The following is a 23,903-nucleotide window of genomic DNA, read 5'->3' on the forward strand; positions in this document are numbered from 1 at the left end:
AAAAAATTGGGTGGGGTTTTTTTTATAAAAGGCTTGAAAAAACAGAATTTACTTGTTACAGTGTATACATACAAAATGCATTTTTATTAATTAAAACTAATTTTTATACAAAGGGAGCTTTTAACATGGCAGAACAAAAAAAGGTTGTATTGGCATACTCAGGAGGTCTTGATACTTCTGTAGCGATAAAATGGCTGCAAGAACAGGGATACGATGTTGTTGCCTGCTGCTTAGATGTTGGGGAAGGAAAGGATTTGGCATTCGTTCAGCAAAAAGCGCTGGAAGTTGGCGCCGTAAATTCGTATGTGATTGATGCGAAAGAAGAATTCGCCCGGGAGTACGCGCTCATTTCTATGCAGGCCCATACAATGTATGAAGGCAAGTATCCGCTCGTATCTGCACTATCCCGTCCGTTAATCGCGAAAAAACTCGTTGAAGTGGCGGAAAAGGAAAACGCGGTGGCCGTAGCGCACGGCTGCACGGGAAAAGGCAACGATCAGGTTCGTTTCGAAGTATCCATTAAATCATTAAATCCTGATCTGGAGGTCATTGCTCCGGTCCGTGAGTGGCAATGGTCGCGTGAAGAAGAAATTGAATACGCTGCAAGCCGCGGCATACCGATTCCGATCAATCTTGACAGCCCGTATTCCATCGACCAGAATCTATGGGGACGCGCCAATGAATGCGGTATATTAGAAGATCCGTGGGCGGCGCCGCCTGAAGGGGCATATGACCTGACAGCATCTCTTGAAAACACGCCGGACGTTCCGGAAATCATCGAAATCGCATTTGAAGCCGGTGTTCCGGTTTCAATCGACGGCGTAACCTACCCGCTCGCTGATTTAATTCTCAAGCTGAACGAGACTGCCGGAAAACACGGCATCGGCCGGATTGACCATGTGGAAAACCGCCTGGTCGGCATTAAGTCCCGTGAAGTTTATGAGTGCCCGGGCGCCATGACTTTAATTACGGCTCACAAAGAGCTTGAGGATCTGACTTTAGTGAAAGAAGTGGCCCATTTCAAACCGGCAATTGAACAAAAACTGTCTGAAATCATCTATAACGGTTTATGGTTCTCGCCGTTAAAAGACGCGCTGCTTGCATTCCTGAAAGAAACCCAAAAGCACGTCATCGGCGTTGTGCGAGTCAAGCTGTTTAAAGGCCATGCCATTGTAGAAGGGCGTAAGTCGGAATATTCACTCTACGATGAAAAACTTGCGACATATACAAAAGACGATGCGTTTGACCATCATGCGGCAATCGGCTTTATCGAGCTTTGGGGACTGCCGACAAAAGTAAACAGCATTGTGAAAAAGAAGGAGCAGATTGAAGCATGAAGAAGCTTTGGGGAGGCCGTTTTCAAAAAACACCGGAAAAGTGGGTCGATGAGTTCGGCGCATCCATCACATTCGACCAAAACTTAGTCAAAGAGGATATTACAGGGTCTCTCGCTCATGCGGCAATGCTGAAAAAATGCGGCATTCTGACGGAAGAAGAAGAAGGCGCCATCCGACAGGGGCTGCAGACCCTCCTGCAAAAAGCAGAAGAAGGAACGCTTGAATTCTCTGTTGATTATGAAGATATCCATTTGAATATTGAAAAAATGCTGATTGAAGAAATCGGACCGCTAGGCGGCAAACTCCATACCGGAAGAAGCCGGAACGACCAGGTGGCGACTGACATGCATCTATATTTGAAAGATCATGTCTCTCATATCATCGTGCTGATTGAACAGTTCCAAAAAGCGCTGATCGAAAAAGCGGAGGCCAATGTCGAGACCATTCTGCCGGGGTACACCCATTTGCAGCGGGCTCAGCCGATTTCTTTCGCCCACCATCTGCTTGCTTATTTTTGGATGCTTGAACGGGATAAAGAGCGTTTTCGGGATGCTATGAAGCGGATTAACATATCGCCGCTCGGATGCGGGGCGCTTGCCGGAACCACGTTTCCGATAGACCGTAACTATTCGGCGGAGCTGCTCGGTTTTGACTCCATTTATGAGAACAGTCTTGACGGAGTCAGTGACAGAGATTTTATTCTCGAGTTTTTAAGCGGCAGCAGCATGCTGATGATGCACCTTTCACGTTTATCAGAAGAAATCATTCTATGGTGCTCGCAGGAATTCAGATTCATTGAACTGGATGATACGTACGCGACGGGAAGCAGCATGATGCCGCAGAAGAAAAACCCCGACATGGCGGAGCTGATCCGCGGTAAAACCGGACGCGTATACGGTGATATGATGGGGCTTTTCACGATTATGAAAGGGCTCCCGCTCGCTTACAACAAAGACCTGCAGGAAGATAAAGAGGGCATGTTTGACACGGTGAAAACCGTAGAAGGAAGCCTTCAGATTTTCACGGGCATGATTGAAACGATGAAAGTAAACAAAGACATCATGAAACAAGCGACAAAACAAGATTTTTCAAACGCGACGGAACTTGCCGATTATTTAGCTAAAAAAGGCATGCCGTTCAGAGAAGCGCATGAAGTGGTCGGCAAGCTTGTGTACAGCTGTATTGAAAAAGGAATCTATTTAAGTAATATGGCATTTGAAGAATTCCTTCAAGCCAGCAGTCTCTTTGAAGAAGATATCTATACAGTGCTCGATCCGCATCATGCGGTTGAAAAAAGAATGAGCGCCGGCGGAACGGGTTTTCAGCAGGTAGAACAGGCGCTCGTAAAAGCAAAAGCCTGCGCCGGCATTTAATTTGCTGAAATTTCCTTCATATTTTCCCGTCATATCAGACACCCTACATCTATAAAAGATGGGAGGTAGAAGGAATGCGCAAAGAACAAGACCGTTACATCTATGATGAAAAAGAAAGTGAAGAAACGGCCAGGCTCATCTCAGAGGCATACCAAAGCGGTTATGTCGGCATGGAGGAAGCCTCTGCTCCTTCAGAAAATTAAGCTGTCTGTAAAGACGGCTTTTTTTTCGTGCGGACGAAGTGCAAAAAAGTGATATTGCCGTTGGTTTATAGTAAAGTAGAGGGAGAAACGTCTTGATTTTATTGAAGCGGCTACGTTGCCTGGGGAGGGTATTCAATGTGCGACATGCTCTAATCACTGCCGGTACAAAGGGATTGGGCCGAAAAGTGACTGAAATGCTTCTGGAAAAAGGCTTTTCTGTCACAGTGAATTACAGACAGGACGAAGAAGCGGTCGCTTGTCTGAAGGCGGATTATCCCGGGTGCCATGACAGATTGCAATTCGTTAAGGGCGATGTAACCCGGAAAGAAGATCTCATGCGGATCGCCGATGCAGCCCTTCAGCGGTTTGGAAGGATTGACATACTGATTAACAATGCCGGGCCGTACATATTTGAGCGCAAAAAGCTTGCCGATTACTCCGATGACGAATGGTATGGCATGCTTGAAGGGAATTTAAGCGCCGTTTTCCATCTGTTTAAAGCGGTTATCCCGGTCATGAGACAGCAGCGGTTCGGCCGGATTATTACATACGGTTTTCAAGGAGCGGACCATGCCCCCGGCTGGCTTCACCGTTCCGCTTTCGGAGCGGCTAAAGTCGGATTGGCTTCGTTAACGAAAACCATTGCGATTGAAGAAGCCGAATCAGGCATTACAGCCAATATGGTCTGCCCGGGTGATATTGTAGGAGATATGAAAGAAGCGTCTATAGAGGAAGCAAGACGGAAAATCGGCAAAGAAAAGACGCCGATCGGCAGGTCCGGAACCGGAGAGGACATTGCGAGAATCATCGCCTTTTTATGTGAAGAAGATTCCGATCTTGTAACCGGAACGGTCATTGAAGCAACAGGCGGGCTGAATGTGATTAACAGGCATCAATCCCTGTAAGTTTTTTCGTTTGTCAAAAAGGGAACTTGATAAATATTAATTTTTTATGAGGTGAAAACGATGAAAGTGACTTATCACGGACATTCTGTCATTCAAGTGGAAACGAAAACCCATAACATTATTTTTGATCCGTTTCTGACCGGAAACAGTCTGACAAATTTGAAACCGGAAGAAGTGAAAGCGGATGTCATCCTGCTTACTCACGGACACAATGACCATGTCGGAGATACAGAGCAGATCGCCAAACAAAACGATGCGCTCGTCATTGCGCCGAACGAGCTGGCCGTTTATCTCGGCTTTAAAGGTTTAAAGGTCCACCCGATGCATATCGGCGGGGCGCACCAATTTGATTTCGGAAAAGTAAAACTGACACAGGCGTTCCACGGATCGGCGGTCACTGATGAAGAAAACAAAACCATCACATACACCGGGATGCCGGCCGGGATTTTATTAACGATTGACGGCAAAACAATTTTCCACGCCGGCGATACGGCGCTGTTTTCAGATATGAAACTGATCGGGGAACTGAATCACATTGACCTGGCGTTTCTGCCGATCGGTGATAACTTCACCATGGGGCCTGAAGATGCGAAACTCGCGGCTGAATGGCTGAGAGCGAAACAGGTCGTCCCCGTTCATTACAATACGTTCCCCGTCATTGAACAGGACCCTGACGCTTTCGCAGAAAGTCTGCCCGGAGGCGTCGGCAAAGTCATGGCGGTCGGCGAGACCATTGAGCTTGCCTGACATATGTGTCGAAGACCTTCTGAATCAAGCATTCAGAAGGTCTTTTTTGTGATGCCGCCTTTTTTCGGGCGTCTCATTGCGAATGAATCCCCCGTACCCTTATAATAAAAGCAGAAGACTGTCCTTAGAGGTGAAACGCTTGGCAACAAAGCATGAACAAATCCTATCATACATAGATTCGCTTCCTGTCGGTGAAAAAATTTCGGTCAGAAGAATTGCGAAAGAAATGAAAGTCAGTGAAGGAACGGCTTACAGAGCCATTAAGGAAGCCGAAAACAAAGGATTCGTTTCCACTATTGAACGTGTGGGGACCATCCGGATTGAACAGAAGAAAAAAGAAAATATTGAAAAGCTGACATACGCCGAGGTCGTCAATGTGATAGACGGCCAGGTGCTCGGCGGAAAAGCCGGTCTGCATAAAACGTTGAATAAGTTTGTGATCGGGGCGATGGAGCTTGACGCGATGATGCGTTATACGGCGGCGGGGAACCTGTTAATCGTCGGGAACCGAATCAACGCCCACCGCCAGGCGCTTGAAGCGGGCGCGGCCGTTTTGGTAACAGGAGGGTTTAATACCGATGACAGCATTATCGAGCTGGCCGATATGCTTGAGCTTCCGATTCTCTCCACGAGCTACGATACCTTTACGGTCGCCGCGATGATCAACCGGGCGATCTATGATCAGCTCATAAAAAAAGAGATTGTGCTCGTGGAAGATATTTTGACGCCCGCAGATCGGACAGTGACGCTGTTCCCTAAGGATAAACTGGAGAAATGGTACGAAAAGAACTATGAAACCGGACACGGCCGCTTTCCGGTTATCGATCAGCAGATGAAAATCCACGGAATCCTCACGCCGAAAGATATCGCGGGGCATGACCGGTCAGTTCCGATTGAAAAAGTAATGACCAAAAACCCTGTCACGGTGATCGGGAAAACATCTGTCGCCTCAGCGGCTCAAATGATGGTTTGGGAAGGAATTGAAGTGCTTCCGGTGACAGACGGGCATCACAAACTGATCGGAATGATCAGCCGCCAGGATGTCTTAAAAGCGCTTCAAATGGTTCAAAAGCAGCCTCAGGTCGGGGAAAAGCTGGATGATATTGTTTCAAGGGGATTTAAAGAAGAGGAAGATAACAAAACGCCGGCCGTTTATCAATATGAAGTCACGCCGCAAATGACCAATCAGCTCGGCACGATTTCTTACGGGGTGTTTACCACGATTTTAACCCAGGCCGCCAGCCGATTTTTACGCTCCCGCAAACGCGGCGAGCTGGTCATTGAAAGCATTACGATTTTCTTCCTGAAGCCCGTACAGATGGAGTCGGTCATTGAAGTGAAACCGCGCATTTTAGAGGCGGGCCGGAAATTCGGGAAAATGGAAGTGGAAGTGTCAAGCCAAAGCGGCATCGTTTCAAAAGCGATGCTCATGGTGCAGCTGATGGAGAGAAGTTAAGGGACGCACCCGGGTCCCTTGGCATTCATTATGCGTGGTCCCTCTCCGCTTCCTTTGCATGGATGGGCTCATAATGCTTATAGGCTTTATACCCGGCCCATGCGCTGCCTGCTCCGATTAAAATGAAGACGCCGCCGATGATCAGGGTCAGGACGGAGTGAAACAGAATCATTTGGTTTACTCCGTACAAAAGCACCAGCGCGCCTAATGCCATACTTGATTTAGCCGAAAAACATTCCTTCTCCAGCGCCCGTTTCGTCTGGATTCCTTTTACTTTGTAATACACGTAAAAGCAGGCAGAAAGCCCGATGAGAAAAACAAAAACCAGCATAAATGAAATCCTCCATTATATGAGTTTGCAAAACCGTTTATACCGTTGCTGAAAGATTTTCCTTTTCCATGGATAAAGAGTATGATTAAATGAATAAAAACGAAAAGGAGAAAACGATGAAATCCGAACTGATCAGAACCATATCATTATATGACACCATTATCTTACATAGACATGTGAGGCCTGACCCGGACGCCTACGGTTCGCAGTGCGGCCTTACGGAAATCCTGCGGGAAACGTATCCCGAAAAAAATATTTTTGCCGTCGGACAGCCTGAACCGTCCTTGTCTTTTTTATATTCCCTCGATGAGGTGGATGATGAAACCTATAAAGATGCTCTTGTCATCGTGTGCGACACCGCAAACCAAGGCAGGGTCGACGATCAGCGCTACCATTCCGGCGCAAAGCTCATGAAAATAGACCACCATCCAAATGAAGATCCGTATGGCGATCTGTTATGGGTCGATACGAATGCAAGCTCCGTAAGCGAAATGATCTATGAGCTGTACCTGGAAGGAAAGCAGCACGGCTGGAAACTGAATACGAAAGCAGCTGAGCTGATCTACGCGGGTATCGTCGGTGATACGGGGCGCTTCTTGTTCCCGAACACCACAAAAAAGACATTAAAATACGCGGGAGAGCTCATTGAGTTCCCATTTTCATCGTCAGAGCTGTTCAATCAATTGTATGAAACAAAGTTAAATGTGGTGAAGCTTAACGGCTTTATTTATCAAAATGTGTCACTGTCTGAAAACGGCGTCGCTTCCGTTTTCATTAAAAAAGACATTTTGGAGACATATGGAACCACCGCTTCTGAAGCGTCGCAGCTTGTCGGAACACTCGGAAATATTTCGGGTATCCGCGCTTGGGTGTTTTTCGTAGAAGAAGACGATCAAATCAGAGTCCGGTTCCGTTCAAAAGGTCCGGTCATCAACGGAATTGCCCGGAAATACAATGGCGGCGGACATCCGCTTGCGGCCGGCGCATCCATCTTCAGCTGGGATGAAACCGATCAGATTCTTGCTGATCTGGAAGAGGTATGTAACGAACACAAGTAGAGGGGAGACCCTCTTTCTTAGTGTTCATCTGTCACGGGGATGAACCAGCAGCCGAATTCAGTCAGGTCTTCGTAGACGCGGAGATTACAGATTTGGAGTTCTTTTTTTATGAGGGAAGCGAGTGTGTCTGTTTCTGCATATGCGGAATAGCCTTGTCTGATTCGGGCTGCATGATCTTTTGCCAAGCGGCGTTCACTAAAAACCTCCATTTTCCCTTCCTCCCTTCAGAATCGTTGAAAATGTCTCATCTACAGTTTATAAAAAAGCGGAGAAAAAAGCGACAGATCTATGGAAAATTTTTAAAAATGACATAATTACGTCGCAAAAGAAATATGAATTTCGACAGACAATCTCGTATAAATCGTCAGTTCCTTTACTTCAGCTTTAAATTCCTTCTCATTTATGGTGTATATTTTGTTTTCGATCGTCCGTTTTAAAAGTTCCTTTGTTTTATACACGCTTTCAATATCCTTTGTGATGACTTCAGAAATATTATCTTTCACCTGCTCCTCAAATTTCATCTTGTCAGGCTGGGCAATTCTGTATTTTTCCCAATTAATCAGCTTCACATCAACACTTTGGATGAGAAGTCTTTGCTTATTATCCTCATTTAATTTATGAAGATCTTTCTGATAGATGGAGATTTGGTTTTTTAAATCCCGCGCGTGCTCCCGCTGCTTTTCAATTAACGTCACCTGTTCTTCCTGAAACGTTCCGTATGTAAACAGAAAGAACAGCCAGCTGACGATGGCTCCGCACATCATTCCCGCAAAAAAACGCTGCCATCCCGGTTTTTTATAATACTCTGGAATTCTCATGATGACATATTCTCCTGGGTCAGCCATGAAATAATCAGCCAGCCGGTCTGCGCGCCGCCCATTGCTGAAATAATTAAAAGAAGCTGTTTGAAGATGTCGCGCGTGTTGCCTTCAAACAGCCCCCGCTCGAAACTGTATACCGCGTCAAATGTTCCCCCGATGGCCGCGACAAGCGCCCAGATCTTCAGCCTGTTCGCCAATTTTGTGATCGCCGTCAGCGGAGGCTCGCCTGATAAATAAGCTCCGAGGCCGCCGATCAGCGCGCCGCCGAGCAACACACCGAGAGCGATAAAATAACTGCTGATGAAATTCGCCATAAAGCCGGCTTCCTGATCCATATATACACCACCTCACTTTTCTATCATATTGAGCGAAACGGACAAGTATGATGATGAGTCAAAAAAGAACATTTGTTTCTTAAGAAAACCCGTCTTATAATGTAGAAAGGCAAAATGAACGTATGGAAAGGAGTGGCGGCATTGTCTTTTGTTCACCTGCAAGTACATAGCGGCTACAGCCTGTTAAACAGCGCCGCTTCTGTAAAAGAGCTTGTTACACAAGCGAAGGAACTCGGATATTCATCATTGGCGCTGACGGACGAAAATGTGATGTACGGCGCCATTGAGTTTTATAAAGCATGCAAATCAAACGGAATTAAGCCGATTATCGGTCTGACGGCTTCTATATACACGGACGATACGGAGCTTGAAGCGCACCCGCTCATTCTTTTAGCGGAGACAAACACCGGTTATCAGAACCTGGTGAAAATCTCAAGTGCGCTGCAATCCATGGCAAAGGGCGGCATGAAGCGAAAATGGATGAAGAGCTATCATGAGGGGCTGATCGCCATTACGCCCGGTGAAAACGGGTACATTGAAAGCCTGCTTCAAGGCGGGAAGTTTGAAGAAGCGGTCCGGGCTGCCGAAGGATTCCGGGAGCTGTTCGGAGACGGCCGTTTTTATTTAGGGTACCAGCCGTTTAAAGGACATGAGACGTTATCAGAAGAGATTCTCCGCCTGTCAGCCGAGACGGAAATCGCTGTCTGCGCTGCGGGAGATGTCCGCTATATCAAGAAAGAAGATCAAGATGCGTACCGCTGTCTGTGCGCTATTAAAGCCGGAGAGAAATGGGAGGATCAGAGCGGGAATCTGCCGGACTTATACTTGAGGACGCCTGAAGAAATGGCAGAGCTTTACACGCGGCATCCGGAGGCGATTGAAGCAGCCGCGCGTATCGCCCGGCAATGCCGGGTCGATGTCAGCCTCGGACAGACACAGCTTCCGTCTTTTCCGGCGCCGGACGGCAAATCAGCCGATGACTATTTGGCGGAGATCTGTCACGAGGGGCTGCGTCTCCGTTTCGGCACTCCTGATGAGCGGGCTGTCCGCCGGCTTGAATATGAGCTGGACGTCATCAGGCGCATGAAATTCAGTGATTATTTTCTCATCGTATGGGACTTTATGAAGTACGCGCATGAAAAGGGCATTGTGACAGGCCCGGGAAGGGGGTCCGCGGCAGGCTCGCTTGTCGCTTACTCGCTTTTCATTACCAACGTGGATCCGCTTAAACATTCTCTGCTGTTTGAGAGATTTCTTAATCCCGAGCGGATCAGCATGCCGGATATTGATATCGATTTCCCTGATACGAGAAGGGATGAGGTCATTCAGTATGTACAAAATAAGTACGGGGCCATGCACGTCGCCCAGATTATCACCTTCGGGACATTGGCCGCAAAGGCGGCGTTAAGGGATACCGGGAGAGTGTTCGGAGTCAGTCCGAAAGAAGCCGACCAGCTTGCCCGCCTGATCCCCTCAAAACCGGGAATGACGCTTGAAGAGGCGAGGCGGCAGTCCGCTCAGCTGAACAGGCGGCTGTCCGAATCCTCCGTTCTTCATAAAGTGTTTCAGATTGCAAGGAAAATCGAAGGTCTTCCGAGACACACGTCAACACACGCGGCCGGGGTCGTTCTCAGTAAAGAGCCGCTTTCGGAAGTTGTCCCTCTTCAAGAAGGGCATGACGGCGTGTATTTAACGCAGTATGCGATGGATCACCTGGAAGATCTCGGTCTTTTGAAAATGGACTTTTTAGGTTTGCGCAACCTGACGATTATTGAATCCATTAAAACGATGATTGAAAAAGAGACGAATACGAAAATTGATTTTTCCGAGATTTCTTATCAGGATGAAAAAACGTTCTCGTTATTGTCAAACGGTGATACGACGGGTATTTTCCAGCTGGAATCATCAGGAATGAGGAACGTGCTGAAGCGCCTGAAGCCGTCAAGACTGGAAGACATTGTCGCGGTTAACGCGCTTTACAGGCCGGGACCGATGGAAAATATTCCGTTATTTATCGATCGGAAGCACGGCCGCGCGCGTGTGGAAGTGCCGCACGAGGACGTAAGAAATATTCTCAGTGACACTTACGGCGTCATCGTCTATCAAGAGCAGATAATGATGATCGCCTCGCGCATGGCAGGGTTTTCATTAGGTGAAGCGGATCTGCTCAGACGGGCTGTCAGCAAAAAGCAAAAGGACATTCTGGACAGAGAGCGAAGCCATTTTGTTGAAGGGTGCTTAAAAAAGGAGTATTCTGTAGTCACTGCAAACGAGGTCTACGATCTGATTGTAAAATTCGCTAACTACGGATTCAACAGAAGCCATGCTGTCGCATACAGCATGATCGGCTATCAGCTCGCCTATTTAAAGGCGCATTATCCGTTATATTTTATGTGCGGGCTGTTGACGAGCGTCATCGGCAATGAGGACAAAATATCGCAATATCTGCATGAAGCGAAGGGGAGCGGGATTCAAGTCCTTCCGCCGTCAATAAACAAAAGCGGTTTTCCGTTTGCGCCGGAAAACGGAGCCGTCAGATACAGTTTGCGGGCCGTTAAAAACGTAGGCGTCTCGGCAGTGAAAGATATTTATAAAGCAAGAACACATAAACCGTTCGAGGATCTTTTCGATTTCTGCTTTCGCGTACCTGCAAAAAGCGTAAATCGGAAAACCATCGAAGCCCTTATATTTTCTGGCGCCATGGACGAATTCAATCAAAATCGCGCCGCCTTGCTGGCTTCCGTTGATGTGGCTTTAGAGCACGCTGAACTTTTTCGTGCAGACGATGACCAAATGGGATTGTTTTTGGAAGAATCGTTTTCCATTAAGCCAAAATATGTAGAGGCTGAGGAATTTCCGCTCGTGGACAAGCTTCGGTTCGAAAAAGAAGCTCTCGGTGTTTATTTCTCAAGCCATCCTTTGTCTGCTTTCAGGGATCTCCTGAACAAACGGGGGGCGCAAGCGATCACAGCAGCGCGGCAGATGCCGAAGGGACAGCTGTCAATCGGCGCTTTGCTCGCGGGCATCAAAACGATTCGGACAAAGACAGGTCAGCATATGGCGTTTCTCACATTAAGCGATGAAACGGGAGAAATGGAAGCCGTCGTGTTTCCTGACCAATATAGAAGGCTGTCTCCGCTGTTAAAAGAAGGCGCGCTTTTATTCGCCGCCGGAAAAATGGAAGAGCGTCAGGAGAAGACACAATTCATCATGTCATCCGCCTCTCTTCTTGAGCAGACGGAGGCAGACAGAGCGCCGTCTGTTTACATCAAAATCGAAGGCAGCCGGCACAATCAGGAGTTTTTGGAAAAGATGAAGCGTATTTTACTGGAGCATAAAGGGGAAACCGGCGTTTATCTATATTATGAAAAAGACAAGCAGACGATCAGGCTGCCGGATACTTTTCATATTCAGGCGGACCATCAGGCGTTATACCGTTTAAAAGAGCTGCTGGGCCGCGAAAACGTCGTGTTAAAATAGTGGTAACAATAATCGTTTTGTTATACAATTGAAACAATTGTGCTATCTTATTTAAAGATTCTGAAATTTTTCACCTCCAGCGATTGTACCAGTCTATGCGGCAGAATATGTAACAAAGTACTTAAAAGGAGTGTTTAGAATGTCATTAAGAGAAGAAGCGTTACATTTACACAAAGTAAATCAAGGAAAGCTGGAATCAAAAGCAAAGGTAGAAGTCAGAAACGCGGACGACTTAAGCCTTGCTTACTCTCCCGGAGTAGCTGAGCCTTGTAAAGAGATTTATGACGATAAAAATAAAGTATATGATTATACAATGAAGGGGAACATGGTAGCAGTCGTAACAGACGGATCAGCCGTTCTCGGTCTCGGTAATATCGGGCCTGAAGCTTCACTTCCGGTCATGGAAGGGAAAGCGGTGCTGTTCAAAAGTTTCGCGGGCGTGGATGCATTCCCGATCGCGCTTGACACAAACGATGTGGACAAAATCATTGACACTGTGAAGCTGCTTGAACCGACATTCGGAGGTGTCAACCTTGAAGATATTGCGGCGCCGAACTGCTTCATTATCGAAGAGCGCCTGAAAAAAGAAACAAACATTCCGGTTTTCCACGATGATCAGCACGGCACTGCCATCGTAACCGTTGCCGGACTTGTAAATGCGCTGAAATTATCAGGAAAATCCATGTCATCCATTAAAGTTGTGGCAAACGGAGCGGGAGCCGCAGGCATCGCGATCATTAAGCTTCTTTACCATTTCGGCGTACGCGACATCGTGATGTGCGACTCTAAAGGAGCGATTTACGAAGGGCGTCCGGCCGGCATGAACGCGGTGAAAAACGAAGTGGCCAAGTTTACAAACCAAGACCGCAACGACGGTTCGCTGCAGGATGTCATTAAAGATGCAGACGTCTTTATCGGCGTATCAGTCGAAGGCGCGCTGACGAAAGAAATGGTGGAGAGCATGGCGAAAGATCCGATTATCTTCGCAATGGCCAACCCGAATCCGGAAATCATGCCTGAAGACGCGCGCGCAGCCGGCGCTAGCGTCATCGGAACAGGCCGTTCTGATTTCCCGAACCAGGTTAACAACGTACTGGCATTCCCTGGAATTTTCCGCGGGGCGCTTGACGTTCGCGCGACTCACATCAACGAAGAAATGAAAATTGCTGCGGTTGAAGCGATTGCTTCCCTTGTTTCAGAGGAAGAATTAAGCGCTGATTACGTCATCCCGGCTCCGTTTGACAAACGCGTGGCTCCTGCCGTTGCGAAAGCTGTTGCGAAAGCAGCGATGGAAACGGGCGTCGCAAGAATTACGGTCGATCCTGAAGAAGTGGCTGAAAAAACAAGACAGCTCACAGTCATCGGTGAATAATAACACAAAAATGAAATGGCAGCGCGTTGGAAAAAACAACGCGCTGCTGTTCAATATACGGACTGCCGGCATTTTTTTAAGGGCAGGTCTTAAAAAAATTTCAGCAGAATCCTTATTTCTTTTGAAAACGCTGACAGATAAGGCTGAACAACGCTTTTTACGGTATGAAATCCGTCCGTTTCCGTCTGTTTTGCAGCAAAAAATGTCGAATGGAGGATGACACCGTTTGACAAAAAAAGTACAATAGTTTCGGTAAAGTTATTATTAAGTCTATCTAATCGGAAGACATGCAGTGAAGAGAACCCTTCACAAAAGGGAGGTAATCATTTGTTAAAGGATATATTCACAAAAAAGAAAAAATATGCTTCCGTGCCGTCTGAGCAGGCAAAACATGATGTTCCGGAAGGCATTATGACAAAGTGCCCCAAATGTAAAAAAATCATGCTCACAAAAGAGTTAGATAAAAACCTGCGCGTCTGCATGAACTGCGGGCACCATTTCCCGATGAATGCAAAGCAGCGCATTGAAAGCCTCCTGGATGAAGATTCATTCGAAGAATTCAACCAGGGAATGATATCTGAAAACCCGCTCGGTTTCCCGGAATACTTAGAAAAAATCGAAAAAGACCGTGAGAAAACATCGCTGAATGAAGCGGTGGTTACCGGAAAAGGAACCATCAGCGGTTTCCCTGCCGTGATCGCGATCATGGATTCAACATTCCGAATGGGCAGCATGGGTTCGGTTGTCGGCGAAAAAATCACGCTTGCAATTGAAAAAGCAAAAGAGGAAAAAGTCCCGTTTATCATCTTTACCGCTTCCGGCGGCGCACGTATGCAGGAGGGGGTCTTAAGTCTTATGCAAATGGCAAAGACAAGCTCTGCATTAAAACTGTTCAGTGAGGAGCAGGGACTGATTATTTCTGTCATGACCCATCCGACGACAGGCGGCGTATCGGCCAGTTTCGCGTCTCTCGGTGATTATAATTTCGCTGAACCGGGCGCCTTGATCGGATTTGCAGGAAGACGTATTATTGAACAGACGATCGGGGAAAAACTGCCGGAAGATTTCCAGACGGCGGAATTTTTATTAAAGCACGGCCAGCTTGATGCGGTGATTCACCGAAACGACATGAAAGACAAACTCGCATTTCTGCTGGACATGCACCAAACAGGAGGTGAGCATGAGTGGCTGCAAGATTAGAATTTGAAAAACCGGTGATTGAACTGCAGACGAAAATCGCCGAACTGAAAAAATTCACCCAAGATTCGGAGATGGATTTAAGCGCTGAAATCGAAAGGCTTGAAGACCGGCTCAGCAAGCTCCAGGATGAGATTTATAAAAACCTGAAGCCGTGGGACAGAGTGCAGATCGCACGCCTTCCCGACCGGCCGACGACGCTTGATTACATTCAATACCTGTTTACCGACTTTTTTGAGTGCCACGGAGACAGAACATACGGAGATGATGCTGCGATTGTCGGCGGAGTCGCCAAATATCACGGCATGCCGGTCACCGTCATCGGACATCAGCGCGGAAAAGACACGAAAGAAAACCTTGTCCGCAATTTCGGGATGCCTCACCCTGAGGGCTACCGCAAAGCGCTTCGTCTCATGAAGCAGGCGGATAAGTTCAACCGCCCGATTATCTGCTTCATCGACACGAAGGGAGCGTACCCGGGTAAAGCGGCGGAGGAACGGGGACAAAGTGAAGCCATCGCCAAGAACCTGTTCGAGATGGCCGGCCTGACTGTGCCTGTCGTTTGTATCGTCATCGGGGAAGGCGGCAGCGGAGGCGCGCTTGCGTTAGGTGTGGGCAACCGCATGCTGATGCTTGAGAACTCGACGTATTCCGTTATTTCTCCTGAAGGAGCCGCGTCCATTTTGTGGAAAGACTCCAGCCTTGCGAAAAAAGCGGCCGAAACCATGAAGATTACTGCGCCCGATTTATTAGAATTAGGAATTATTGATGATATGATTAAAGAAGTGAAGGGCGGAGCTCACCATGATATCAAGCAGCAGGCGGGCTACATTGACGGTATTCTTAAAGAAACGTTAAAATCTCTTCTTCAATTGAACGCCGAAGAATTGATCTCACAGCGCTATGAAAAATATAAAGCAATCGGGAAAGTTTCGGTTGAGGATCAATATATCGGGGTAAACTGAATAGACGTGAAGCCTATGGCTCACGTTTATTTTTTGTGATTTTTGTGATATTCCTTAAATTTTATTTAAAAACAATTTATTTAATTGTATAATAGGTAAGGTTTCATGGGAGCTCAGGCGTCCCTTTTCATTGTTTTAGGGCAATGATCATGATATGTTTAACATATATATGTTGCTGAGGTGAATAGGAAATGAAGCGTATAGGAGTACTAACGAGCGGCGGGGATTCCCCGGGTATGAACGCTGCGGTGCGCGCGGTTGTGCGGAAAGCTATCTACCACGACGTCGAAGTGTACGGAATTTATAACGGTTATTCAGGATTAATCAGCGGAAAAATAGAAAAACTGGAGCTGGGTTCGGTCGGTGACATCATCCACCGCGGCGGAACAAAGCTGTATACGGCCAGATGTCCTGAATTCAAAACAGTTGAAGGCCGTGAAAAAGGAATCGAAAATTTAAAGAAACTCGGCATTGAAGGTCTTGTCGTCATCGGCGGAGACGGTTCATACATGGGTGCGAAAAAATTAACGGAACACGGGTTTCCGTGTGTGGGTGTACCGGGTACGATAGATAATGACATCCCGGGAACTGATTTTACGATCGGATTTGATACGGCGTTAAACACCGTAATTGATGCGATTGATAAAATCCGTGACACCGCTACGTCTCATGAGCGTACATACGTTATTGAAGTGATGGGGCGCCATGCGGGCGACATTGCTTTATGGGCAGGTCTTGCAGGCGGAGCGGAATCAATTTTAATTCCTGAAGCGGACTACGATATGGAGGAAATTATCGGCCGTTTGAAGAGAGGGCACGACCGCGGCAAAAAACACAGTATCATCATCGTTGCAGAAGGGGTAGGCAGCGGGGTTGAATTCGGAAAACGCATCGAAGAAGAAACGAACCTTGAAACACGGGTATCCGTTTTAGGGCACATCCAGCGCGGCGGATCTCCAAGCGCTTCTGACCGGGTTCTTGCAAGCCGCCTCGGCGCTTACGCGGTTGAGCTTCTGCTTAAAGGAAAAGGCGGACGCTGCGTAGGTATACAAAACAACAAGCTTGTAGACCATGATATTATAGAAATTTTAGAATCAAAACATACTGTTGAACCAAACATGTATCAGCTTTCAAAAGAACTGTCTATTTAAGGCGGAAGAAGCTGAAGATTTCAGAAGGAAGTGAACGAGTTGAAAAAAACAAAAATCGTTTGTACAATCGGTCCGGCCAGTGAAAGTGTAGAAATGCTGACAAAATTGATGGAAGCGGGTATGAACGTTGCTCGTCTGAATTTTTCACACGGTGATTTCGAAGAGCACGGCGCAAGAATCAAAAACATCAGAGAAGCCAGCAAAAAGCTCGGCAAAAACGTGGGGATTCTCCTCGATACGAAAGGTCCGGAAATCCGCACGCACGATATGGAAAACGGCGCGCTTGAGCTTCAGGCGGGAAATGAAATTATCGTTTCTACGAAACAGGTGCTGGGAACGCTTGAAAAATTCTCAGTTTCTTATGAAGGCCTGGCAGACGACGTGTCAGCAGGGTCTATCATCCTGCTGGATGACGGTTTAATCGGATTGGAAGTGCTGGAATCAAATCCGGAAAAACACGAAATCAAAACAAAAATCTTAAACAGCGGCACGCTGAAAAATAAAAAAGGCGTAAACGTTCCCGGCGTCAGCGTCAACCTTCCCGGAATTACTGAAAAAGACGCCAAAGACATCGTATTCGGTATCGAGCAAGGCGTTGATTTTATCGCTGCGTCATTTGTACGCCGTTCTACGGATGTCCTGGAAATCCGCGAACTGCTTGAAGAGCATAACGCGTCTGACATTCAAATCATTCCTAAGATCGAGAACCAGGAAGGCGTGGACAACCTGGATGCGATCCTGGAAGTATCTGACGGCCTAATGGTAGCGCGCGGAGACCTCGGCGTAGAGATTCCGGCCGAAGAAGTGCCGCTCGTGCAAAAAGAAATGATCAAAAAATGCAACGCGCTCGGCAAACCGGTTATTACAGCGACACAAATGCTTGACAGCATGCAGCGCAACCCTCGTCCGACACGCGCTGAAGCAAGTGACGTTGCCAACGCTATTTTCGACGGCACAGACGCGATCATGCTTTCCGGTGAGACGGCTGCGGGACAATATCCTGTTGAGGCGGTTCAAACAATGTTTAACATCGCCACACGCACGGAAGAATCTCTGAACTACAAAGAAATTCTGTCTAAACGCAGAGATCAGGTCGGCATGACGATTACCGATGCGATCGGCCAATCAGTTGCGCACACGGCGATCAATCTGAGTGCGGCAGCTATCGTGACGCCTACAGAAAGCGGCCATACGGCGCGTATGATCGCGAAATACCGTCCGCAGGCTCCGATTGTAGCCGTTACGGTTAATGAGTCTGTATCACGCAAACTCGGCCTTGTATTCGGTGTATTCCCGTCAAGCGGCCAAAACGCAAATTCTACCGATGAAATGCTTGAAGACGCGGTTCAAAAATCACTTGACAGCGGCATCGTGAAACGCGGTGATCTGATTGTCATTACAGCAGGTTCTGTCGGTGAATCAGGCACGACGAATCTGATGAAAGTCCACACTGTCGGCAGCATTATCGCGAAAGGGCAAGGCATCGGACGCAAATCTGCATTCGGTCCGGTCGTTGTTGCAAAAAATGCGAAAGAAGCTGAACAAAAAATGACACACGGCGCAGTATTGGTTGCTTCAAGCACTGACCGCGACATGATCGCTTCACTTGAAAAAGCATCAGCGCTCATCACTGAAGAAGGCGGTCTGACAAGCCATGCAGCCGTTGTCGGTTTAAGCTTGGGCATTCCGGTTATCGTCGGCCTTGAGAACGCAACTTCAGTTTTAACAGAAGGACAGGTTATCACAGTTGACGCTGCCCGCGGCGCTGTGTATGAAGGCCGCGCAAGCGTTCTTTAAACAGCTTTAAAAAAGAGAGGGGGGTTCTCCCTTCTCTTTTGTCTTTAGGCTGATTTTCCTATTCCCATGCGGGCGGTGACGCGCTTTTAGAAGGGCAGGAGGGCAGAAAAATGAGAGTGTTATTCTTACTGTTTATCGTATGTCCGGCAATTGAAATCGGTTTGTTTCTGCTGGCGGGAAAATGGCTCGGTATTTTTCCGACCTTCCTTCTCATCATTTTGACAGGCGTGTTAGGCGCTTTGGTGGCAAAAAGACAGGGAACCGATGTGTATCATCGGGTGATGCGCGACCTGCAGCACGGCAAAATGCCGGGGGAAGCGCTTCTTGACGGGATATGCGTCTTTTTCGGAGGCCTGCTTTTGATGCTTCCGGGTTTTCTGTCCGATATTGCAGGGGCCTGTCTTCTGATTCCGTTCACTCGGAACCGCATGAAGCCGCTTTTGTTCAAATGGCTGAGAGGAATGTCAAAAAACAAGCGGATCATTATCAAATAAAAACGGCAGCCTTCTTACAGGGCTGCTGTTTTTATTTGGATTGAACAGTAATATAGGCCCATATTTCTTTTAAAGCGCCCGTTGTGATACAGGCCTGAATGAAAACGAGCAGCGCGGGCCCCGCAGCCAGTCCTAAAATTCCGAACAATTTAAAGCCGGCAAACAGGGCGATTAAGGTCGCAAGCGGATCAAGTCCGATTGACTTGCTTAAAATTTTCGGCTCCGTCAGCTGGCGCTGAATGAGAACCACAATATATAAAACACCGAGACCGATCGCTTGAGGAAGCTGACCGGCAATGGCCGAATACATAATCCAGGGAACAAAGACCGACCCGGCGCCGAGATACGGGAGCAGATCAACCAGGCCGATAAAAAAGGCGATGGTTGCCGCATGCTCAATCCCTAAAAGAAAAAGTCCGATAAAGACAATGATCATCGTGAAAAGTATGAGCACGGCCTGCGCCTTAATGAAACCTGCCATCGCTTTTTTCAGCTCTCCCGATACGGCCTTGGCGTTTGCCGAAACCCGTTCCGGAAAAATGGAATAAAGCAGCGCCTTCAGCTTATGCCAGTCCTTTGTCATAAAAAAAGTCGCCAGCATTGCGAAAATGAAGACGGCAGCTGTATTGGGAAGGAAGGCAATCCATTTCGGCACCAGCTCCAAAAGATGTGAAAGCATGAGCCCTGCATTTTTAGCGGCTGTATCACCGAGGGTCTGAATATGTGTCACGATGGAAGCCTGCTGATTGGTTTCCAGCCCGTTAAATAAGACGGTCAGCTCGTGATACAATGGCTGAATGCGGGAAGTGAACAGCTCTTCGCAATACGTCATAAAGGCGCTGATATGGGGAGGGAGCGTTTTGGCCAGATAGGCGGTTCCCGAAATGATTTCCGCAACGAGAAATGTCGCCGCGCCGAGAAGAATAAGCAAAAAGAAGACCAGGACAATGACTGTATTGACTGACCGGGGCAGCCCCGTCAGTTTGTCCAGCCAGTCAACAACGGGAATGATCGCTGATGACAGAATAAGGGCGATCAGAAACGGATAAGTTAACGGAAATGAGGCGTAACCGGCCGCTAAAGCGCCGCCGGCCGCAGCGAGTACAAACAGCGTGCGGAAAAAAACAGTTGCATAGTGCGGATTCACATCGATCCTCCTCTCGGTCGGCACGTCCTATTACATTAGTTTATTCGTCAAAAAAAAGGATATGATTACAGATATGATGAAAGAGGGTGCTTTCAGGATGTTTACACAGGCGAATTTATTTTTACTATTATTGCTGGCCATCGCATTGGTAGCCAAAAATCAGTCATTGCTTTTTGCCGTCGGCTTTCTCATTGTGATAAAAGCTGTCGGTCTTGATCAGAAACTATTTCCGGTTATTCAGTCAAAAGGCATCAACTGGGGGGTCACCGTCATTACAATCGCCGTTTTAGTGCCGATTGCCACAGGTGATATCGGTTTTAAACAGCTCGGAGAAGCGATGAAATCATATTATGCGTGGATCGCTCTCGGTGCCGGGATCGCGGTTGCCTTAATCGCCAAAAACGGTCTTACCTTATTGGAAAACGACCCTCATATTACAACGGCGCTGGTCATCGGCACGATACTTGCCGTCGCGCTTTTCGGAGGCGTCGCCGTCGGCCCGTTAATCGGCGCCGGAATCGCCTACTTGGCCATGCAAATCGTTAAAATATTCACTTCATAAAGTAAAAAAGCGGCGTAAAGCTGCTTTTTTTTGCGGGTGAAAATAAGAGTTTGCAGCGCATTTTGTAGTTCAGACAAATGCCATTTGCATTATTCCGAGGAATGAAGTGGCTTACCATGTAACAAAGAACTTCGGAATCGCCGGCGCATATTTTGCGATGACAGCGATGCAGTAAGGCGGTTCCAATTGATGAATGGATTAAAAGCTGATGGAATTTATGCACTTGAACCAAATCAAAACTTGAAGTGTTGTTAAAATAAGCGGAGACCCTTTCCTTCAATTTGAAAGTTTGTTAAATTTATAATGAGAATGAAAAAACACAATTCGGTTGGTAGTCCGGATGCATGATTTAAAATGTCAGTAACCTTCCCCTCCTCGGGATGTCCATCATTCTTCAGTAAATTTAGGAGGAGGGAATCGTTATGAAATTAACGGTTTACTACGATGGTCAGTTTTGGGTAGGAGTCATTGAAGTTGTGAATAATGGGAAATTAAGAGCAGTTCGTCATTTGTTTGGACAAGAGCCCAAGGATTCAGAAATCATGCATTTTGTTCATAATCAACTTTTACAGACTCTCTCCCGCACTGGACAAGAAGGGGTTTGTGTTAAAGCAAAATCTAAGAAATTAAATCCAAAAAGATTGCAACGACAAGCTTCTAAAGAGATGAAAAATATCGGGATATCAACTAAGGCGCAAAAAGCGATAAAACAGGAGCTTGAAGCAAGAAAAGAAAAGAAAAAACAACTGAATAGAAAACAAAGAGAAAAAATAAAGGAACAAAAATATTTAATCAGAAAACAAAAAGCAAAAGAAAAGCATAGGGGCAAATAATTGGAGAACCCGATGAAGCCCTTCGATTGAAAAGTTGAGCGGCATCAGTTTTTTCTTCGGACTGATTTAGAAAAAAGAAGCAGAAATCGAGCCCTTCTCGAGATGAGGAGGGTTTTTCTGCATTTATTTAACTTCACTTACATCAGTAAATGAGTCAGTTTCAATTGATGAACGGTTTGATGAGGATATTTACGGGCCGACAACAGCGCAAATGCAGTCAAACGATTCCAGTCCATGTACGGCATGACTGCTGACGGCATTTATGGACCAAAGACAAAGATGAAAATCAGCGTTAAAGAAACAAGAAAAATTAGATAAAGAACGAAAAAAATTACTAAATATAGTTGGATTGATATATTATTGAATCCTGCATATGTGATAACAATAGCAGCTTTAAATAGGTGTAACAGTAGGTTTGGGTTTTAATATTTGAGTAGGGGGAAATAATGCTATCTCTTAATAGAGCTTTAAAATTACGTGATTTAGAAGTTTTTCGTGTGCTGAAAGATGGTAACATTTTATCTTACGTAATAATTGAAGATACTCGAAAGCCATTTACAGAAGAAGACAAAAAAATAGCACCATTGTGTTATATGGATGAAGAAGATATTAATGCGATTTTAAATGTTTTTAAGATTTCAATTGTTAATGATGAAAAATTAAATGAAGATGATTCAATTTTTATAAGATCTTACTTTTCCGAATTTGTTAATCATACAAATTTAACGAATTTTATTATTAAAGAATATGTTCAAAAGAATTTATATGATTACGATGATGAAGATGACATCATTTTCTTTAATAGAATTTTACGTAGTATAGGATCAGATTATGTTATCAAAGAATTTGACGATATAAATTGGATTTATTTATCTCAAGATTGATTTTTTATTTAGATATTGGAGTACAGAATATAATTTCTGTACTCCTTTTTAAGGCAAAATATAGACTTCTAGTTTCTCTTGATAGCATAAATATACTTGACGAAAATCGTAAGTTCAGCATCCGCAAGGGTGTATATAAGCTTTATTCATGGATGTTCTATTTCCAAAATCGCTATCAATTTTTGTTATTTTCGGTTAATTAGGAAAATTTCGGTATTTTTTCGTTTACAGAAAATAAGAAATTAGTGGAAAATAAATCAAAAGAGGAGGAGGGGAATGCATGGACCAAGTATTACCGTCTTCACATGTAGGCGTTAAAATTAACGAGTGGTACAAGATGATTCGTCAATTTAGTGTGCCAGACGCGGAAATTTTAAAAGCCGAAGTGGAAAACGAAATAAAAGAAATGGAAGAAGACGAGTATTTACTTATTTATTACTCGCTCATGACTTTTCGTCATCAACTTATGCTGGATTATCTAAACCCAGAAATAAAGTATAGGTCTGATAGGCCAACCACCACAGAACTACTTGAGAAGATTGAGAAACCACAAAAAACACTTACCGGCCTCTTAAAATATTACTCGCATTTTTTTCGCGGAATGTACGAATTTGATCAGAAGCAATATGTAGAAGCAATTAATTTTTATCGTAAAGCAGAGATGGAAATTCATCATGTCTCTGATGAAATAGAACAAGCTGAGTTTCATTTTAAGTTGGCAGAGGCTTATTATAATATGAAACAAACGCACTCTATCCATGCATCATATTTTAAAAGCGTTAGAAATTTATGATCGAAATCCGCTTTATACCGTCCGAAAAATTCAAAGTTTATTTGTAATTGTGGGTAATTATCTTGATTTTAAACATTACGAAAAAGGATTACAGCATCTTAAGGAAGCCTTGAAGCTTTCGCAAGAATTTGGTCATAAAAGGTTGATTTCCTCTGCTCTTTATAATTTGGGTGAAAGTTATCACTACATGGGACAAGAAGAAAAGGCCGAAGCGTATTTGAGACAAGCAATTGAGATTGGTGAAGAAATGAAATTGAGAACTCTGCCCCATTCATATTATTCACTTTCCATAGTATTATTTAAACAAAAGAAAACAGCCGCGGCAGGCCAAGCTTTAAAAGAAGGTTTAAAAACAGCAGTAAAATATGACGACAATTTGTTTTGCTTATTAACAGAGTTTTTATACGTTTTATTTGCTGAACCCATTAACAAAGAAAGCCTTGAGGAAATTTTAAGTAAGCTTGAAAATATTCATATGTATTCGTATGTCGAAGAGTTGACACTTTTAACAGCAAATTTTTTCAAAGAAATGAAGGACTTTGAAATGGCTACAATTTTTTATGATAAGATGGTGGAGTCTCAACTTCAAATACAGCGGGGGATTGTTTGTATGAATATTAAAAAAGCAATTTGTTTCTATGTCTCTGCTTTCGCTATTACGT

General features: G+C 45.7%; 22 protein-coding genes and 2 pseudogenes. 19 read left to right on the forward strand and 5 right to left on the reverse strand.

The genetic code is table 11. From position 1 onward, the window contains the following. Nucleotides 1-125 precede the first annotated feature (125 nt). The 6 genes from G9F48_RS10725 to G9F48_RS10745 all read left to right on the forward strand — a co-directional run bounded on the left by G9F48_RS10725 (nt 126) and on the right by G9F48_RS10745 (nt 6,021). Complete coding sequence (locus G9F48_RS10725) at nt 126-1,337, forward strand: argininosuccinate synthase (RefSeq protein ID WP_165409473.1); 1,212 nt, start codon at nt 126-128, stop codon at nt 1,335-1,337. Then, complete coding sequence (gene argH / locus G9F48_RS10730; protein ID WP_165409474.1) at nt 1,334-2,710, forward strand: argininosuccinate lyase; 1,377 nt, start codon at nt 1,334-1,336, stop codon at nt 2,708-2,710. The genes G9F48_RS10725 and argH overlap by 4 nt, the downstream gene beginning before the upstream one ends. 74 nt (nt 2,711-2,784) lie before the next feature. Continuing rightward, the gene (locus G9F48_RS19930; protein WP_003152430.1) at nt 2,785-2,913 is read left to right on the forward strand and encodes a hypothetical protein; all 129 of its coding nucleotides are present in this window, start codon (nt 2,785-2,787) and stop codon (nt 2,911-2,913) included. Between the two features lie 137 nt (nt 2,914-3,050). After that, nucleotides 3,051-3,818, forward strand: a complete 768-nt coding sequence (locus tag G9F48_RS10735; RefSeq protein WP_003152431.1) for an SDR family oxidoreductase — start codon at nt 3,051-3,053, stop codon at nt 3,816-3,818. A gap of 60 nt (nt 3,819-3,878) precedes the next feature. Beyond that, entirely contained in the window at nt 3,879-4,565 is a 687-nt protein-coding gene (locus G9F48_RS10740) for a metal-dependent hydrolase (protein ID WP_003152432.1), read from the forward strand. 139 nt (nt 4,566-4,704) lie between these two features. Next, entirely contained in the window at nt 4,705-6,021 is a 1,317-nt protein-coding gene (locus tag G9F48_RS10745; RefSeq protein WP_003152433.1) for a CBS domain-containing protein, read from the forward strand. A 28-nt stretch (nt 6,022-6,049) separates the two neighbouring features. Here the strand turns inward: G9F48_RS10745 and G9F48_RS10750 are convergent, their stop codons facing one another. Then, on the reverse strand, nt 6,050-6,352 hold the full coding sequence (locus G9F48_RS10750; protein ID WP_156735645.1) for a YtpI family protein: 303 nt from the start codon (nt 6,350-6,352) through the stop codon (nt 6,050-6,052). Between the two features lie 116 nt (nt 6,353-6,468). Here G9F48_RS10750 and G9F48_RS10755 point away from each other — a divergent pair, with 116 nt between their 5' ends. Continuing rightward, a complete protein-coding gene (locus tag G9F48_RS10755; protein WP_003152435.1) occupies nt 6,469-7,410 on the forward strand; it encodes a DHH family phosphoesterase in 942 nt (313 codons plus the stop codon). A gap of 17 nt (nt 7,411-7,427) precedes the next feature. On the opposite strand, the gene G9F48_RS10760 is transcribed toward G9F48_RS10755, so the two are convergent. The 3 genes from G9F48_RS10760 to G9F48_RS10770 all read right to left on the reverse strand — a co-directional run bounded on the left by G9F48_RS10760 (nt 7,428) and on the right by G9F48_RS10770 (nt 8,566). Then, nucleotides 7,428-7,619, reverse strand: a complete 192-nt coding sequence (locus G9F48_RS10760) for a hypothetical protein (RefSeq protein WP_003152436.1) — start codon at nt 7,617-7,619, stop codon at nt 7,428-7,430. 105 nt (nt 7,620-7,724) lie between these two features. Next, entirely contained in the window at nt 7,725-8,228 is a 504-nt protein-coding gene (gene ytrI / locus G9F48_RS10765; protein ID WP_071391505.1) for a sporulation membrane protein YtrI, read from the reverse strand. Next, nucleotides 8,225-8,566: a YtrH family sporulation protein gene (locus tag G9F48_RS10770; RefSeq protein ID WP_003152438.1), complete on the reverse strand. Its 342-nt coding sequence runs from the start codon at nt 8,564-8,566 to the stop codon at nt 8,225-8,227. The genes ytrI and G9F48_RS10770 overlap by 4 nt, the downstream gene beginning before the upstream one ends. 141 nt (nt 8,567-8,707) lie before the next feature. Here G9F48_RS10770 and dnaE point away from each other — a divergent pair, with 141 nt between their 5' ends. The 7 genes from dnaE to G9F48_RS10805 all read left to right on the forward strand — a co-directional run bounded on the left by dnaE (nt 8,708) and on the right by G9F48_RS10805 (nt 19,022). Beyond that, nucleotides 8,708-12,046 carry a DNA polymerase III subunit alpha gene (gene dnaE / locus G9F48_RS10775; protein ID WP_165409475.1) on the forward strand — a complete coding sequence of 1,113 codons (3,339 nt, stop codon included), beginning with the start codon at nt 8,708-8,710 and terminating at the stop codon, nt 12,044-12,046. Nucleotides 12,047-12,185: 139 nt separating this feature from the next. Then, nucleotides 12,186-13,418, forward strand: a complete 1,233-nt coding sequence (locus G9F48_RS10780) for an NAD(P)-dependent malic enzyme (protein WP_003152440.1) — start codon at nt 12,186-12,188, stop codon at nt 13,416-13,418. Between the two features lie 327 nt (nt 13,419-13,745). Continuing rightward, the gene (gene accD, locus G9F48_RS10785) at nt 13,746-14,618 is read left to right on the forward strand and encodes an acetyl-CoA carboxylase, carboxyltransferase subunit beta (protein WP_003152441.1); all 873 of its coding nucleotides are present in this window, start codon (nt 13,746-13,748) and stop codon (nt 14,616-14,618) included. Beyond that, nucleotides 14,603-15,580 carry an acetyl-CoA carboxylase carboxyl transferase subunit alpha gene (gene accA / locus G9F48_RS10790; protein ID WP_165409476.1) on the forward strand — a complete coding sequence of 326 codons (978 nt, stop codon included), beginning with the start codon at nt 14,603-14,605 and terminating at the stop codon, nt 15,578-15,580. The genes accD and accA overlap by 16 nt, the downstream gene beginning before the upstream one ends. A gap of 191 nt (nt 15,581-15,771) precedes the next feature. Then, a complete protein-coding gene (gene pfkA / locus G9F48_RS10795; RefSeq protein ID WP_003152443.1) occupies nt 15,772-16,731 on the forward strand; it encodes a 6-phosphofructokinase in 960 nt (319 codons plus the stop codon). Nucleotides 16,732-16,770: 39 nt separating this feature from the next. Next, nucleotides 16,771-18,528: a pyruvate kinase gene (gene pyk / locus G9F48_RS10800; protein WP_165409477.1), complete on the forward strand. Its 1,758-nt coding sequence runs from the start codon at nt 16,771-16,773 to the stop codon at nt 18,526-18,528. Between the two features lie 110 nt (nt 18,529-18,638). Beyond that, nucleotides 18,639-19,022: an FxsA family protein gene (locus tag G9F48_RS10805; RefSeq protein WP_012118168.1), complete on the forward strand. Its 384-nt coding sequence runs from the start codon at nt 18,639-18,641 to the stop codon at nt 19,020-19,022. A 31-nt stretch (nt 19,023-19,053) separates the two neighbouring features. Here the strand turns inward: G9F48_RS10805 and ytvI are convergent, their stop codons facing one another. Further along, nucleotides 19,054-20,169: a sporulation integral membrane protein YtvI gene (gene ytvI / locus G9F48_RS10810; RefSeq protein ID WP_109567115.1), complete on the reverse strand. Its 1,116-nt coding sequence runs from the start codon at nt 20,167-20,169 to the stop codon at nt 19,054-19,056. A gap of 97 nt (nt 20,170-20,266) precedes the next feature. On the opposite strand from ytvI, the gene G9F48_RS10815 reads away from it, so the two are divergent. From G9F48_RS10815 to G9F48_RS10835, 5 genes and pseudogenes are all read left to right on the forward strand, one after another. Continuing rightward, on the forward strand, nt 20,267-20,731 hold the full coding sequence (locus G9F48_RS10815) for a DUF441 domain-containing protein (protein WP_003152447.1): 465 nt from the start codon (nt 20,267-20,269) through the stop codon (nt 20,729-20,731). Between the two features lie 422 nt (nt 20,732-21,153). Then, nucleotides 21,154-21,564: a YjdF family protein gene (locus G9F48_RS10820; protein ID WP_077722693.1), complete on the forward strand. Its 411-nt coding sequence runs from the start codon at nt 21,154-21,156 to the stop codon at nt 21,562-21,564. 204 nt (nt 21,565-21,768) lie between these two features. Then, nucleotides 21,769-21,882: pseudogene (locus tag G9F48_RS10825) on the forward strand (peptidoglycan-binding domain-containing protein); the annotation flags it as partial. A 128-nt stretch (nt 21,883-22,010) separates the two neighbouring features. Continuing rightward, a complete protein-coding gene (locus G9F48_RS10830; RefSeq protein WP_077722691.1) occupies nt 22,011-22,448 on the forward strand; it encodes a terpene synthase in 438 nt (145 codons plus the stop codon). Between the two features lie 280 nt (nt 22,449-22,728). Continuing rightward, nucleotides 22,729-23,862 (forward strand): annotated as a pseudogene (locus G9F48_RS10835) (response regulator aspartate phosphatase). The last annotated feature ends 41 nt before the right edge of the window (nt 23,863-23,903 follow it).

The sequence above is a fragment of the Bacillus sp. EKM420B genome, assembly GCF_011065565.1.
GTDB lineage: Bacteria > Bacillota > Bacilli > Bacillales > Bacillaceae > Bacillus > Bacillus velezensis.

What these genes read in the sequence shown, in the direction of transcription:
- G9F48_RS10815 (WP_003152447.1), top strand. Translation starts at nt 20,267, where the DNA reads ATGTTTACACAGGCGAATTTATTTTTACTATTATTGCTGGCCATCGCA.
- argH (WP_165409474.1), top strand. Translation starts at nt 1,334, where the DNA reads ATGAAGAAGCTTTGGGGAGGCCGTTTTCAAAAAACACCGGAAAAGTGG.
- G9F48_RS10820 (WP_077722693.1), top strand. Translation starts at nt 21,154, where the DNA reads ATGAAATTAACGGTTTACTACGATGGTCAGTTTTGGGTAGGAGTCATT.
- G9F48_RS10805 (WP_012118168.1), top strand. Translation starts at nt 18,639, where the DNA reads ATGAGAGTGTTATTCTTACTGTTTATCGTATGTCCGGCAATTGAAATC.
- G9F48_RS10770 (WP_003152438.1), bottom strand. Translation starts at nt 8,566, where the DNA reads ATGGATCAGGAAGCCGGCTTTATGGCGAATTTCATCAGCAGTTATTTT.
- ytrI (WP_071391505.1), bottom strand. Translation starts at nt 8,228, where the DNA reads ATGAGAATTCCAGAGTATTATAAAAAACCGGGATGGCAGCGTTTTTTT.
- G9F48_RS10740 (WP_003152432.1), top strand. Translation starts at nt 3,879, where the DNA reads ATGAAAGTGACTTATCACGGACATTCTGTCATTCAAGTGGAAACGAAA.
- pfkA (WP_003152443.1), top strand. Translation starts at nt 15,772, where the DNA reads ATGAAGCGTATAGGAGTACTAACGAGCGGCGGGGATTCCCCGGGTATG.
- G9F48_RS19930 (WP_003152430.1), top strand. Translation starts at nt 2,785, where the DNA reads ATGCGCAAAGAACAAGACCGTTACATCTATGATGAAAAAGAAAGTGAA.
- G9F48_RS10755 (WP_003152435.1), top strand. Translation starts at nt 6,469, where the DNA reads ATGAAATCCGAACTGATCAGAACCATATCATTATATGACACCATTATC.
- G9F48_RS10830 (WP_077722691.1), top strand. Translation starts at nt 22,011, where the DNA reads ATGCTATCTCTTAATAGAGCTTTAAAATTACGTGATTTAGAAGTTTTT.
- G9F48_RS10780 (WP_003152440.1), top strand. Translation starts at nt 12,186, where the DNA reads ATGTCATTAAGAGAAGAAGCGTTACATTTACACAAAGTAAATCAAGGA.
- G9F48_RS10760 (WP_003152436.1), bottom strand. Translation starts at nt 7,619, where the DNA reads ATGGAGGTTTTTAGTGAACGCCGCTTGGCAAAAGATCATGCAGCCCGA.
- G9F48_RS10725 (WP_165409473.1), top strand. Translation starts at nt 126, where the DNA reads ATGGCAGAACAAAAAAAGGTTGTATTGGCATACTCAGGAGGTCTTGAT.
- G9F48_RS10750 (WP_156735645.1), bottom strand. Translation starts at nt 6,352, where the DNA reads ATGCTGGTTTTTGTTTTTCTCATCGGGCTTTCTGCCTGCTTTTACGTG.